We start from the raw sequence: 13,358 nt of genomic DNA, 5'->3' as shown, positions 1-13,358 counted from the left end.
GCCGTCGAGGCCGTGGTCCGCGCCCACCGCCGCGCCCTCCGGGTAATCCACGACGACCCCGACACCACGGTCCGCCACATGCGCGCATTCCTCGGCCGCCACACCGAAGCCGAGGTCCGTGCCCACTACGACGCCTTCATCGCGCCGTACTACACCACCGACGGTCTGGCCGACCTCGCCGTCGGCAAGACCGCGACCGACGCGGTCGCCGCCGAACTCGGCGTCTCCGTCACCTTCGACGCGGCCGACTTCTACCGCACGACACCGTCCGCCGAAACGCCGCACTGATTCGGTGACTATTTGCCCAGCGGAACCTGCCGCCACTGGTCGAGTATCTGATCGATGGTGTGGCCCTGCCAGGTCATGACGATCACGAACCGGGAGTAGGCGGGATCCGGGAAGAACGTCCACACCGGGGGATGGGTGGTGTCGCGACCGTAATCGGTCCCGGTGCAGGTGACGACCAGGGGAGGCCGCGCTTGCTCGGGATGGGCCAGATTCTGGGCTCGCTGCTCGCAAGCGTTGAACAGACGCGAGACCAGTGCGTCGAGACCGAGGCCCGCGTGCGCTGATCCGGTGCGGTCCATGACGTCGATGTTCAGCGGGCTCGCGCCCATCGGGACGAGACAGGAAATGCGGGCGTAGTCGTGATCGGGCGGCTCCTCGGTAGAGCCCGGATCATTCTGCTGACATGTCGCCCCGCGCCATCCGGTATTGGCGTTCATACCGCCGATGAGCTCGGGGAACGCCGTCGCGGCGGCGGCGTGCCTGGTATCCCACCCCGATGCGGTGCCGACCGCGACCGGTGCCGACGCATCGGTATTGCTCGAAGCGCCCAACAGGTCGGTCCCCATGAGCAGGTAGGCGATCACCGCGAGAATGACCACCGCCGCGCCGGCAACCGGCAGCACCCGGCGTGCCGAAAACCAGCCGCCTCGTGAATTGCGCTGGGGCCTTTGGTTTCCCATCGGCGCCGACACGGCCGTGATATCGCCTGTCACCGGTAGGGCCCGCTTCACCTCGGCGATGAATTCGCCGCAACTCGGGAAGCGATCCTCCGGTTCCTTGGCCAGAGCCCTGCGGAAAGCGGGATCCAGCGCCGCCAGCTCCGGGATCAGATCACCCGGCAGCAGCGGTGGTGTGTGGACGTGCGCGTAGGCCAAGGCGATCGTATCGGTCACCGGGAACGGCGGCTGCCCGGTGAGCAACACGAACAGGCTGCAGGCCAGGGAGTACTGGTCGGACCGGTGATCGACGGCTCCGCCGGAGACCTGTTCCGGCGAGATGTAGGCGACCGTTCCGGTCATCGAACCGGTTCTGGTCAGGCCAGTGGTCGCCTCGCGCAGGCGGGCGATCCCGAAGTCGGTCAGCAGGACCCGCTCCGGGCGGCCGGGCTCGGGGACGGTGATGAGGAAATTCGAGGGCTTCACATCGCGGTGCAGTACTCCGGCCCGATGCGCGTAGTCCAGGGCATCGGCGATCTGCTCCCCGACCCGCAGCATCCGCTCCGGCTCGACGCCGGCGACCGCGCCGGCATCGGTACCGTGCACGAATTGCATTGCGATCCAGTGGATATCGCTGGTGACCCCGCGGTCGAAGATGGTCACGATATTCGGATGGTCGAGCCGGGCGGTGAAATCGCCCTCGTGTTCGAACCGCTGCCGGGCTTCCGGATCCGCCTTGGCCGGATCGAGCAGTTTCAGTGCGACCGCCCTGGGCAACCGGGGGTCCTGCGCCAGATAGACGATGCCCCAACCACCCACGCCGAGCTTGCGGTCGATGATGTAGCCGGCGAACGACTCACCGGCCTCGAGCTCGATCATCGTTCCCCTCCGGTCACTTCGGCGCCCCTCTCCGATCGACCGCTACGCCTGTGGCCGACCCTACCGTAGGTCGGTCGAGGGCGAGCCGGGGCAGTTTTCTCACAGCAGGCCGCGGCCTGCTCTCCGACTGCGAGGCGTCCGATCGGTCGAGGTGGACGGCATGGTTGGCGTCTCGGCCGGTCCGCTCGCCTGGGTATCTCGGTCCTGCGGCTGAATGGTCGGCGTGAATTCCGATCCGGGGTGCGGGCCGCCGGAAGAGCCCGTATCCAGTGCTCGTTCGATCGCCGTGACGAATTCCGTACAACTGGCGAACCGATCGCCGGGCTGTTTCGAGAGCGCTCTGGCGAACACCGGGTCGAGGGCGCCCAAATTCGGGCTGACCTCGCTGATCGTCCGAGGTGGCTGCTGCACATGCGCGGCCATCAGCGCGAGGGCATCCTGGATCGCGAATACCCCATGGCCCGTGAGCAGTTGGAACAGCGTGCAGGCCAGCGAGTACTGATCCGAACGGTGGCCGATCGGCGCCCCGGAAACCTGCTCGGGCGAGACATATGCTCCGGTGCCGATGACGGCTCCGGTCGCGGTGAGGTGTGCGGTGTCCTGATTCAGCCGGGCGACACCGAAATCGGTCAGCACCACATGCTCGGGACGGCCGTGCTCCGGCGCGAGCAGAATATTGGAGGGTTTGACGTCGCGGTGCAGGATTCCCTCTTGGTGTGCGTAGTCGAGGGCCGCGGCGATTCCGGCGCCGATCCACACGGCGTGCTCGGCGACCAGCGGGACGGTCAGTGCGGACGCGTCGGTACCCGGGACGTACCGCATGGATATCCACATGGTGCCGCCCTCGACACCACGGTCGTGGATCGTGACGATGTTGGGGTGTACCAGGCGAGAGGCCAGATCGCCTTCACGGATGAATCGCTGACGCGCTTCGTCACCACTGGCATTGTGGGTCAACAGCTTCAGTGCCATGAATCGAGGCAGAAGTGGATCCTTCGCCAGATATACCGTCCCCCAGCCACCGGCGCCGAGACGGCGTTCGATCGTGTACCCGGCGAATTCCGCGTTGGGTTGCAGATCAATCATCCCGGTGTTCCCGACCTTCCGGCCGAACGCTCGTCAACTCTCGTGAAACTCATTGTCGTGGAGTCGATCTGCATGCCGCTCGGTCGCACATTTCCTCGGCCCACCCGCGCAATCATACAGCCAGGCCGGTGCTCGGCCTGTGGTGCGCGAGGGTATGGTATATCCGTGACGCAGACCGGAATCGAACCGGCGAGGGTTCTGAATGAAAGTCAGACTGCCCATCCCAACAGAGCAACTGCGCCTTGATTATTCGGCACTGGCGACGGAATTCTCGCTGTACGGCCCGGCTCCCTGACAGCGGCGTGCGATGCGCCGATGGTCGGCAGCCCGCACGGGTCAGCAGGAATTCCTGTGTCGCGCTAGCGATCCGAACGCTCGGGTTCCCGCGCAGCATCGGATCCACGCTCTGCGTTGCGGAATTCGAACTGCGGGAACATCTCGGGCGCCTTTCATTGATACGGCGGAATTACCGTAGCAATCGGGTTCCCTTCGACGCCATTGATTTTCGTCAGCGGCCGAAGAGATCGCAGGCAACGGGTCTGCTGCACGGACGGGCGCAGCAGACCCACGCGAGAATTCAGGCGCGCCGGTAGCGGCCGGCGAGTTCGGGACTTTGGCCGGCGAAGGCCGCCAGGTCGGCCTGGAAGACGGTGTCGAGGAGGGTGGAGTCCTGGACGCCGGGGGCGCAGACCACCTCGCCCAGTTCCAGGCCGCGGAGGGCGGCGGTGACGACGTCGTCGGCGCTCATGCGGGGGACTGCGCTGAGGTCGAGGCCCTGGCGCTCGTGGAATTCGGTGGCCACCACGCCGGGGCAGACGACCTCGACCCGGACGCCGGTGCCTTCGAGTTCGGCGCTCAGGGTTTGGGACATGGCGACCAGGTGAGCGAGGCTGCCGGCGTAGACGGCACGGCGGGGCATCTGGGAGTGCGGCGCGGGGCCGCTGAAGGCGATCATGCCGGCCACGTTGATGATCGCGCCGCGACCGCGCTGCTGCATTCCGGCGACGGCGGCGCGGGTGATCAGGGTGGGGGCCAGGACCTTGACGTTGACCAGTTCGCGGGCTTTCCCGGCGGGCAGGTCGGCCAGCGGCATGTAGTGGGCGACGCCCGCGTTGTTCACCAGCATGGTCAGCGGTTCGGTCGCGGCGACCTCGGCGACCGTGTCGATGCCCTCGTCGGTGGACAGGTCGGCGGCGAGGCAGCGGACCTCGACCTCGGGGTGGGCGGCGGCGACCTCCGCGAGCCGCTCCTGCCGCCGGCCCACGATCACCAGGTCGTAGCCGTCGGCGGCGAGGCGCTCGGCGAAGGCCCGGCCGATTCCGGAGGTGGCGCCGGTGACCAGTGCGAGGTTGCTACCTGTGGTTGTCATGCCAGCCCGTCGTATCCCCATCGTGGTGTGGGACCGGGGGCACCCAGATCGGTCCCGACCGGGTCCCGGGACACGTCTTCGGCGATGGCCGTACCCCAGTCGAAGTAGGCCATCAGCGTCTTGCGCAGGTCGGGCCGATCGGACAGCACCTCATCGATGGCCTCGCCCATGAGCGTCAGCCATCGCTGCCGGTGTTCTTCCTGAATATTCAGCCCGAGGTGACTGTTCAGAAGCGCATGATGCCCACCCAGATTCGCCGTGTAATCCTCGGGCCCACCGAACACTTCGGCAAGCCAGACAGCGACATTCTCGACATGGGTCCTGGTGAAATTGGCGAAAACCGGGGCAAGCATCTCGTCGGCCAGCACCCGATCGTAAAACCTGTTGCTCAACTCCCGAAGGCGGTCGATCCCGCCGACCGCGTCATACAGCGTCTCGGTACTCACGGCCATTACCCCACTTCGCATCCGCACGGATCACCCGACCGCCGCCAGCCTACCCAGACAGCGCCGGCCCGACCGCCCATGGGAAGCGGTGTCCGGACGCGAGGGATCACTCTTTCCTGGTCACGGCGTCGATGATCCGGTCGTACGCGGCGAGTACCCGTTCATCGAGTTCCGGTAGGGGGATTCCGGTGTCGCGGGCGGCGGCCTCGCGCATGACGGCGTAGCCGTAGCTTGCCGCGGCGGTCAGGACGTGCAGGGCCTCGCCGTCGGCGTCGGGGGGCAGGGCGCCGGTTGCCCGGTCTCGTTCCAGTGCCGCGCGAGTCCGGTCGAATTCGGGGAAGACGTGCAGATCTTCGTCGCCGTCGAGGGCGAGCAGGGTTTGCGCGCGCAGTATCGGGACCTCGTCGAGCGCGAACCGGATGATGGCGCGGCGGCGAGCGGCGAAATCGTCGTTCCAGTGCGCGGGGCGCTTCGCGTGCAGGCGTTGCAGGGCGCGCTGGAGCGCCGCGCGCAGCAGCGTGCGCCGGTTGCCGTACATCTGATAGATCTGACCGCGGTTCACCCCGGACTCGGTGGCCACCTCGTTGAGATTGAGCCCCGCGAGCACGCCGTCGCGGTCGAACAGGCGCTCCGCGGCGTCGAGGAGTTCGCCCTCGGTCCGCGCCCGGTCGCGTTTGCGCCGCGCACCCGTGGCCGGCGGTTCGCCTGTCATGTGATCCCTCCTACGAGCGGATGCCCGTATTACTAACAGATCGCTAATTTTAGTACGAAGCGTGTTACTAGCGTTACGCTAGAAGTATGGATATGACCAAGGTTGCGCGGCTTGTCCCGCTGGCTGCGGCGCTGGCCACCGCCGTCGGTGTCGTCGCCGCGCCCGTCTCGGCCGATACGACCGGTGGAGTGTTCGTCGCGCTCGGTGAATCGGGTGCGGCCGGGCCCCTCATCCCGAAGCAGATCGCGCCGCTGGGCTGCCTGAAATCCGATCACAACTACGCCCATCTCGCCGCGGCCCGCCTGGGCATGACATTGCACGACGCCACCTGCTCCGGCGCGAAGATCCAGGACATGTATGCCCCGCAGCGGCTGCGTCGCGGTGGATCCAACGCGCCTCAACTCGACGCGGTAACCTCCGATGCCCGGATCGTCACCCTCGATCTGGGTACCAACGACACGATCGATACCGGCGGCAGCACCGCATGGGCTCCGCGGTTCGGTGCGCTGATCGACGAAATCCACCGCCGCGCACCGCAAGCCACCGTCTATGTGATGGGCAAGCCCGTACGGCTGCCCGACGCCGGCTGCTTTCCCCGAGTGCCGATATCCGCCAGCCGGGCCAAGCAGATCGAGGGCCGGATCGACGCGGTGAACGCCACCGTCGCCGCCCAAGCTCCCGCCCACCACGCGATCTTCGTCGACATCCACACCGCGAGCATCGGTCACGACGCCTGCCGGCCCGAGGGAGTCCGCTGGTCGGAGGGCATCATCCCGACTCAGCCCGCCGCGCCGTTGCATGCCAACGAACTCGGCCATCAGAACGAGGCCGCACTTTTACTGAACGCGATCCACAGCCACGAATCCTGATCTACCGGAACATATTTCACCGAACAAACGCGTCCTCACGACTCAATCGTCGCGATCCCACCAGCACCCCGACGACGAGCAGCGCGACGGCCGCCGCGAACACGATGCCCGAGGTCCGTAACCCCAGCACGCCGATGAGGGCGCCGACGCCGATGGAGGGCAGGGCCAGCAGGGTGTAGAGGACGGCGAAGAAGGCCGAGATGGTGGCGCTGCGGATGTCGGGCGGGGTGCTCGTGTTGATCAGCGTGATGCCGTGACCCACGGCGATGCCGGTTGCCGTGCCGAGCAGTATGGCGGCCAGTAGCAAGGGCAGGTACGAACCCGTCACCATGGCGGCGGCGATAAGCGCGGTCGCGGCGATCATCCCGGCGCCGGATGCGAGCGATGCGGCGCGCCCCAATCGATTCGCCAGCACCTGGCCCGCTCCGGTGCACACGAAGGCGGCCACCACGATGATCGCGGTGACCAGCAGGTTGTGGATATGCGCGATCTGGGCCAGGAACAATCCGGTCACCGCGGTGAGCACGCCGAGCACCGCGAAACCGGCGCCGGCGCTCAGCGCGACGGACCAGAAGCGACCGCGAATATCGGCGGGCACCGTGGGCCTGCGTATCAATCCGGCCGCCGGCCGGGACACGGTTTCGGGCACCACGGCGAGGGCGACCAGGGCGACCACCAGTACAGCCGCGGTGACCACCCAGCTCAGCCGCAGCGGCCAGGGGCCGAACTGGGCCAGCAGGCCGGCCAGCAGCGGACCACTGGCCAGCCCGCCCATGTTCGCGGCCAGCGCCAGCCGTCCGGCCCTGGTGGCGCCGCCCGGCGACGCCAGTTCCGCCAGCTGGGCTGTCGCGGCGCCGGTGATCAGCGCCGCCGCGAGTCCCGACAGCACCCGGCCGACCAGTAGTACGGCCAGATCGCCCGCCACCAGGAACACCAGGGCCGCGACGACAGCGATCACCAGAGCGGCCGCGGCGATCGGGCGACGGCCGAGCCGATCCGACAGGCCGCCCAGCGCCAGCAGCCCGACGACCACCGCCAGCGCGTACACCGCGAAGGTCACGGTAACGGCCAGGGCGGAGAAGCCGAAGGCGTGCTCGTACAACGGATACAGAGGCGTGGGCACCGTAGTCCCGACCATGACCGCCCAGAAGGACCACATGACCACGGCGGTCGCCACCCGGCGCCGGCCGTCCGAGATCACAGCCGACTGCTGGTTAGTGGGCATGGGGCACAACGCCTTTCGTGAGATCAGTCAGTCTGCCGGAGCGCGACCCGGCGGCCCCAATATTGCCATCCGGCATCGATCCGACTGTCCGCCCAGGCCACCGTGTCCTTCTTCAGGGACTCCTCGTGCGCAGTCCAGTGCCTGATCTCGCCTGCCGCGGCGGCGGTGAGCTGCAACGGGCACGCGCGCTCGAGGCGTACATCACCGCATGCGCGATATCGCCGCCGACCGCCACGAAGCCGTGCTCGGGCATCAGACAAGCACGCGCAGCACCCAGATCGGCGGCCAGCGCCGCCCCGGTTCGAGATTACGCCTCCAGACCGCACCGGGGTGACTGTGCGAATCCCGGCGTACTGCACCTGCAGTACGACCGATCTCCTGCATCTGCACGATGACGACTACGAAGCTGCCCGACGAGCATCGACTCATGGCTAAATTCCTCTACCGGCTGGGTCGGTTCTGCTTCGAGAAGCGCCGTCTCGTCGTGCTGCTCTGGTTGGGTGTGTTGGCCGCGCTGGCCTTCGGCGCCTCGCAGGCGCCCGAAGCAGCCAACAGCGGGCTGTCCATGCCCGGCACCGAGTCCCAGAAAGCATTCGATCTGCTCGACCAGCGCTTCCCGGGAATCAAGTCCGACGGCGCCGACGCGCGCGTCGTGTTCGTGGCACCGCACGGCCAGCAGATCAGCGCCGAGCAGAACAAGGCAGCGGTCGACAAGGTTGTCGCGGAGGTTGCGGGCGGGCCGCAGGTCGCCGGCGCGCTGAACCCGTTCCGGGTGGGCACCGTCAGCAAGGACGGCACCACCGCCTACGCGAACATCACCTACAAGGTGTCCAGCACCAATATCACCGAGCAGACCAAGACCTCCCTGGAGAAGGCCGTCCAGGACGGCCGCTCCGCCGGGTTGACCGTCGAGTTCGGCGGCACGGTCATGCAGGCCAAACCCCAAGCCGGCCCGACCGAGATCGTCGGCGTCGTCATTGCCGCGATCGTACTGCTGATCACTTTCGGATCCCTTGTGGCAGCGGGACTTCCACTCATCACCGCTATCGTCGGTATCGGCTGCGGCGTGGCCGCCATCGTGGCGCTGGGGTTGTCGTTCACCACCAGCACCCTGGCGGTGATGCTGGGCCTGGCCGTCGGCATCGACTACGCGCTGTTCATCGTCTCGCGCTACCGAGCTGAACGAGGAGCCGGGCGCGCCGCGCCGGACGCGGTGGCACGTGCGGTGGGGACAGCGGGTTCAGCGGTCGTATTCGCCGGGCTCACGGTGGTGATCGCCCTGTCGGGTTTGTCGGTGGTCGGCCTGCCGGCACTCACGAGCATGGGACTGGCGGCGGCGGGTACCGTGCTGATCGCGGTGCTGGTCGCGCTGACCTTGATCCCGGCGCTGCTCGGGTTCTTCCACAAGGCGGTCATGCCTCGACGGCTGCGTAAGCGCGAGAACCAGCCTGTATCGGGCGCTCTCGCGACCCTCGCAACACCGGGCGCCATCAAGGAGAGCTTGGGAACTCGCTGGGCGCGCTTCGTCGTGCGACGACCGATCCCCGTGTTGCTGCTGGCGGTGGTCGGTCTGGGCGTACTGGCCCTGCCCGTGCAGGACCTGACGCTGGGCATGCCCAGCGACGCCTCGCAACCGACCTCCACCACCCAGCGCCGCGCCTACGACGCGCTGGCGGCGGGATTCGGCGCCGGATCGAACGGTCCTTTCACGCTGGTCATCGACGCGAAAGGCGCACCCGACCCGAAAGCGGCCGCAGCGCAGGCGGCCAGGACCGTCGCCGCCACCCACGGCATCGTGTCGGTCTCGCCGCCCAGATTCAATCCCGCCGGTGACACTGCTGTACTGACCGCGACACCGGCGACATCCCCCACCGCCGACGAAACCAAGACTCTGGTGCACACGCTGCGCGCCGAATCCAGCGAGCTGAAGTCCGCGACCGGAGCGAACATGCTGGTCACCGGCACCGCGGCGGTGAACATCGACATGTCCCAGAAGCTCTCCGATGCCCTGTTGCCCTATCTGGCGGTCGTGGTCGGTCTGGCGTTCCTGCTGCTCATCGTCGTGTTCCGCTCACTGCTGGTGCCGCTCAAGGCGGCTCTGGGCTTCCTGCTGTCGGTATGCGCGGCGCTTGGGGTGATCGTCGCGGTCTTCCAGTGGGGCTGGATGGCCAGTCTCTTCGGCCTGCAGACCACCGGACCGGTGATGAGCCTGATGCCGATCTTCCTCATCGGACTGGTCTTCGGATTGGCGATGGATTACGAGGTCTTCCTGGTCACCCGCATCCGTGAGGCCCATGTGCACGGCGAATCACCGGCCGAGGCGATCGTCACCGGATTCCGGCACAACGCACGAGTGGTCGCCGCGGCGGCCACCATCATGATCGCCGTGTTCGCGGGGTTCATCGGGATGAGCGAGGCGATGATCAAGGTGCTGGGCGCCGGGTTGGCCGCCGCGGTGTTCTTCGACGCGTTCATCGTGCGCATGACCATTGTCCCGGCTGTGCTCGCGCTGCTCGGTGACAGGGCGTGGTGGCTGCCTCGACGCCTGCGCAAGATCGTGCCGAACGTCGACATCGAGGGTGAGAACCTCCGCGAGTTCGACGCACCCGATACCGCCGGTGACACGAACGACCTGGTGTCGGCGAGTCGGTGAAGCGGTCGGATCAGGTAGACCGCGCAGTGCGGGGGTCTACCTGATCCTTGCGGGCCCTGCCGCTAGTTTCGTGAGGACAAGAACAATCCGATGGTCACAGACTGGGGGCACCACGTGCGACGTCATCCCCGGATCGTCGATGCGATTCTCGTCGTTATGGTGTTCGGGTTCAGTGTGCTGGGCAGCATGCTGGACGTTCGCGGACCCGCTACGGTCATCTCCTACCCCGTATCCGCGGCCGGGGTGCTGTTCGCCGCGATCGCCGCGCTCGCTGTGCTGTGGCATCGCAGATTTCCGCGCACGGTCTTGGCGGTGACAGCCGCCTGCGGTGTGCTCATGGGCGCGGCCGGGGCCGAAATCTCGGCGCCGTTGGTGGCCCCTGCCCTGGTCGCGGCGTATTCGGTCGGCTTGCGTTCCGAACGCCGCTGGGCGCTGACCTATCCGTCGGCAGTGGGAATCGTCCTGTTGGTAGCGTCGATCACGCTCAATCCGGGACCGCTGTTCGCGCCCGGCAAGGTGACCCTGATCGCTGGAGGGCTGGTGGCCGGAGCTTTCGCCGACGCTACCCGTAACCGGCAGAACTATCTGACCGCGCTGCGTGCGCGAGCGGAACTGGCCGAACGCACCCGAGAGGACGAGGCTCGCCACCGCGTCGCAGAGGAGCGCGTTCGCATCGCCCGCGAGCTGCACGACATCGTCGCCCACCACATGGCTCTGGCACACGCCCAGGCCTCCACCGCCGCCTATCTACTGCGGACCAAACCCGATCCGGCACAACAGGTTCTGGATCAACTCGCCGACACCACCGCCTCGGCGCTGCGCGAACTCAAGGCGACCGTCGGACTGCTGCGCCGCGAGGACGACCCGCAGGCTCCCCTGGAACCGAGCCCGGGACTCTCGCGGCTTCCGGAGCTGATCGCCTCGTTCGAGCCTCTGGGACCGGGGGTTTCGATGACAGTGACAGGCGAGCCGCAACCCCTGTCGCCCGGCGTCGACCTGACGGCCTATCGGATCGTGCAGGAGGCGTTGACCAATGTCACCAAACACGCACCAGCCGCGGCGGTTTCGGTTCGCCTGGCCTATTCGCGGTCGCTGCTGACCATCACCGTCTCCGACGACGGACGCGGCGCGCGGCGCTCGGGCGAATCCGGTTTCGGCCTGATCGGTATGAACGAACGCGCGCAGTCGGTCGGCGGGGAACTGCTCGCCGGATTCCGCCAGGGCGGCGGCTTCGAGGTCTCCACGCGGCTGCCTCTGGAGCCGGGCGCCGCCCACCGCGACACGAAGGAGAACCCCTGGTGACCATTCGCGTTGTCATCGCCGACGACCACGCCCTGCTGGCCGGAACCTTCCGGATGCTGATCGAGTCCGCCGACGACATGCAGGTGGTCGGTGTGGCCGAGACCGGGAGGCAGGCGATCGACACGGCGCGGGCCACCCAGCCCGACGTCGTCTTGATGGATATCCGCATGCCCGACCTCGACGGCTTGGCCGCGACCCAGGAGATCTGCCACGACGACGCCCTGCGGGCCACCCGTGTGCTCATCCTGACCACCTTCGAACTCGACGAGTACGTGGCCCGGGCGCTGCGCGCGGGTGCGAGCGGATTCCTCGGCAAGGACGTCGCCCCGGAGGAACTCCTGCGCGCCATCCGCACCATTGCCGCCGGCGACACGCTCCTGTCTCCCGCGGCCACCAGGACGCTCATCGCGCGTTTCCTCGCCCGGCCGGAAACCGACAATCCCGCCATCGACACCCTGGACGTGCTCACCGCACGCGAACGCGAAGTCGTCGCGCTCGTCGCCGAGGGCCTGTCCAACGAGGCGATCGCCGAGCGAATGTATGTGAGCCCGTTGACCATTCGCACCCATGTCCAGCGCGCGATGACGAAACTGGGCGCCCGGCACCGCGCCCAGCTCGTCGTGATCGCATTCCAGTCCGGGTTGGTGCGCGTCGAGCCCCCGCGTTGAGTCGATCGAACCCCTCGCCGCCGCTGGCCCCTGTCCGAGGCAGCGGGCGTCCGATGATCTGCCGTGGAGCTGCACGGCAGAGTGAGTTTATTGGTCCGTCACTGTCATGAGCGTAGGCTTCAAGCCTACGGAGGTGACACTTATGGCGCGGGTTGCTCGGCGGGTTCCGGTCGAGTTGCTGCACCGGCCGTTGCGGGTGGTCCGTCCGCAGGACGGAGCTGTTTACTACGCGAACCCTCGACCCGAGTTCGCACGGTTGACGCGATCCGGAGCGCTGCATCGGGTCGCCACGGGTTATTACGCGATCGTCCCGGACGACCAGCTCGGGCAGGGGTGGCAGCCTGAGTTGGAGCCCGTCGCGCTCGGTATCGCCGCTGCCGACGAGGGGATCGATACGGTGGCCCTGATGGGGTTGTCGGCGGCGCGGGTGCATGGTGCGATACCGCGCGCGTTGAGTGTGGCAGTGGTGGCAGCTAGCCGCCACCGGTCGACCTTGCATCTGGCCGACCGTGATGCCGATGTGCTGTTCGTACGCCGGAGTGTCGGCGGCCTCGACCTGCAGCGGTATTCGTCGGAGCTGGGAAGTGGGTGGGTAACCACGGTCGAGCAGACCGTCGTGGATCTGGCTGCTCGCCCTGATCTGGGAGGGCTCCCAGAGGAAGCCGCCGCGGCCGCACGGGTGCTATTGGCACGGTCCGATCGCGAGCTGCTCACCGAGCTGGCCACCCGGCAACGACGCCGTGCCGGCCTTCGCCGCCTGAGCTTGCCGAACAAAGGGGACTGATGCTCAGCGCAGCCGACGAACACCTGATCGTGAGCCGCTTCGGCGTCGCTCGTGCGCAGGTTCGCCGAGACCATCTGATCTCCCATGTCTTGGCTGCTATCGCAAAGCGCCTTCCCGACCAGGTTCTTTTCTTCGGCGGAACAGCATTGAGCCGCACCCTGATACCCGAGGGACGGCTGTCCGAGGATATCGACCTCATCGCACTGACGGACCGGCGGTCGACCGCCGAGGCCCTGCATCGAGCCGTGGTCAGCGAACTCCGCCGCGAATACCCCGGACTGGCATGGCAGCCGGCATTGACGGTGCGCCAGGCATGGCTCGGCACGAGCAACTGAGTAGTCGCGCTGGGGAGTTTACGGCGCTTTCGGAGTCGGGAACGAGCGGCTGGTTTCAGGGGTGGATGGTGTCGGGGGTGGGGGAG

The 13,358-nt window shown here is 67.5% G+C and carries 13 protein-coding genes, 1 tRNA gene and 1 pseudogene; 7 read left to right on the top strand and 8 right to left on the bottom strand.

Annotated elements, in window-relative coordinates; translation table 11 throughout:
* A pseudogene (locus JZ791_RS41065) lies at positions 1-288 on the top strand (ABC transporter substrate-binding protein); the annotation flags it as partial.
* Positions 289-296: 8 nt separating this feature from the next.
* Here the strand turns inward: JZ791_RS41065 and JZ791_RS41060 are convergent.
* The 6 genes from JZ791_RS41060 to JZ791_RS41035 form a co-directional block, all read right to left on the bottom strand.
* Positions 297-1,823 carry a serine/threonine-protein kinase gene (locus JZ791_RS41060; protein WP_216902879.1) on the bottom strand — a complete coding sequence of 509 codons (1,527 nt, stop codon included), beginning with the start codon at positions 1,821-1,823 and terminating at the stop codon, positions 297-299.
* A 99-nt stretch (positions 1,824-1,922) separates the two neighbouring features.
* On the bottom strand, positions 1,923-2,909 hold the full coding sequence (locus JZ791_RS41055; RefSeq protein ID WP_216902877.1) for a serine/threonine-protein kinase: 987 nt from the start codon (positions 2,907-2,909) through the stop codon (positions 1,923-1,925).
* A gap of 166 nt (positions 2,910-3,075) precedes the next feature.
* Positions 3,076-3,151: transfer RNA gene (locus JZ791_RS41050), tRNA-Glu, on the bottom strand.
* 335 nt (positions 3,152-3,486) lie between these two features.
* The gene (locus tag JZ791_RS41045; RefSeq protein WP_216902875.1) at positions 3,487-4,278 is read right to left on the bottom strand and encodes an SDR family NAD(P)-dependent oxidoreductase; all 792 of its coding nucleotides are present in this window, start codon (positions 4,276-4,278) and stop codon (positions 3,487-3,489) included.
* Positions 4,275-4,724: a group II truncated hemoglobin gene (locus JZ791_RS41040; protein ID WP_216902873.1), complete on the bottom strand. Its 450-nt coding sequence runs from the start codon at positions 4,722-4,724 to the stop codon at positions 4,275-4,277. The genes JZ791_RS41045 and JZ791_RS41040 overlap by 4 nt, the downstream gene beginning before the upstream one ends.
* A 106-nt stretch (positions 4,725-4,830) precedes the next feature.
* Entirely contained in the window at positions 4,831-5,436 is a 606-nt protein-coding gene (locus tag JZ791_RS41035) for a TetR/AcrR family transcriptional regulator (RefSeq protein WP_216902871.1), read from the bottom strand.
* A gap of 86 nt (positions 5,437-5,522) precedes the next feature.
* Between JZ791_RS41035 and JZ791_RS41030 the strand changes: the two genes are divergently transcribed.
* Positions 5,523-6,305 carry an SGNH/GDSL hydrolase family protein gene (locus tag JZ791_RS41030; protein WP_216902869.1) on the top strand — a complete coding sequence of 261 codons (783 nt, stop codon included), beginning with the start codon at positions 5,523-5,525 and terminating at the stop codon, positions 6,303-6,305.
* Positions 6,306-6,321: 16 nt separating this feature from the next.
* Here JZ791_RS41030 and JZ791_RS41025 read toward each other — a convergent pair whose 3' ends face one another.
* Complete coding sequence (locus tag JZ791_RS41025; protein WP_216902867.1) at positions 6,322-7,530, bottom strand: MFS transporter; 1,209 nt, start codon at positions 7,528-7,530, stop codon at positions 6,322-6,324.
* 112 nt (positions 7,531-7,642) lie between these two features.
* Positions 7,643-7,819 carry a class II aldolase/adducin family protein gene (locus JZ791_RS46935; RefSeq protein WP_216902883.1) on the bottom strand — a complete coding sequence of 59 codons (177 nt, stop codon included), beginning with the start codon at positions 7,817-7,819 and terminating at the stop codon, positions 7,643-7,645.
* A gap of 138 nt (positions 7,820-7,957) precedes the next feature.
* Here JZ791_RS46935 and JZ791_RS41015 point away from each other — a divergent pair, with 138 nt between their 5' ends.
* The 5 genes from JZ791_RS41015 to JZ791_RS40995 all read left to right on the top strand — a co-directional run bounded on the left by JZ791_RS41015 (position 7,958) and on the right by JZ791_RS40995 (position 13,272).
* On the top strand, positions 7,958-10,183 hold the full coding sequence (locus JZ791_RS41015; RefSeq protein WP_216902881.1) for an MMPL family transporter: 2,226 nt from the start codon (positions 7,958-7,960) through the stop codon (positions 10,181-10,183).
* A 90-nt stretch (positions 10,184-10,273) separates the two neighbouring features.
* Positions 10,274-11,485, top strand: a complete 1,212-nt coding sequence (locus JZ791_RS41010; protein WP_216902865.1) for a sensor histidine kinase — start codon at positions 10,274-10,276, stop codon at positions 11,483-11,485.
* Positions 11,482-12,153 (top strand): response regulator, encoded by a 672-nt coding sequence (locus JZ791_RS41005; protein ID WP_216902863.1) that lies wholly within the window; start codon positions 11,482-11,484, stop codon positions 12,151-12,153. The genes JZ791_RS41010 and JZ791_RS41005 overlap by 4 nt, the downstream gene beginning before the upstream one ends.
* Before the next feature lie 142 nt (positions 12,154-12,295).
* A complete protein-coding gene (locus JZ791_RS41000) occupies positions 12,296-12,937 on the top strand; it encodes a hypothetical protein (RefSeq protein ID WP_216902862.1) in 642 nt (213 codons plus the stop codon).
* A complete protein-coding gene (locus JZ791_RS40995) occupies positions 12,937-13,272 on the top strand; it encodes a nucleotidyl transferase AbiEii/AbiGii toxin family protein (protein ID WP_216902860.1) in 336 nt (111 codons plus the stop codon). Before JZ791_RS41000 ends, JZ791_RS40995 begins: the two co-directional genes overlap by 1 nt.
* Positions 13,273-13,358: the final 86 nt, after the last annotated feature.

Source organism: Nocardia alni (genome assembly GCF_019038435.1).
Classification (GTDB): Bacteria; Actinomycetota; Actinomycetes; order Mycobacteriales; family Mycobacteriaceae; genus Nocardia; species Nocardia alni.
The sequence above is the reverse complement of the archived record's forward strand: the minus strand, read 5'-3'. Positions and strand labels throughout refer to the sequence as shown.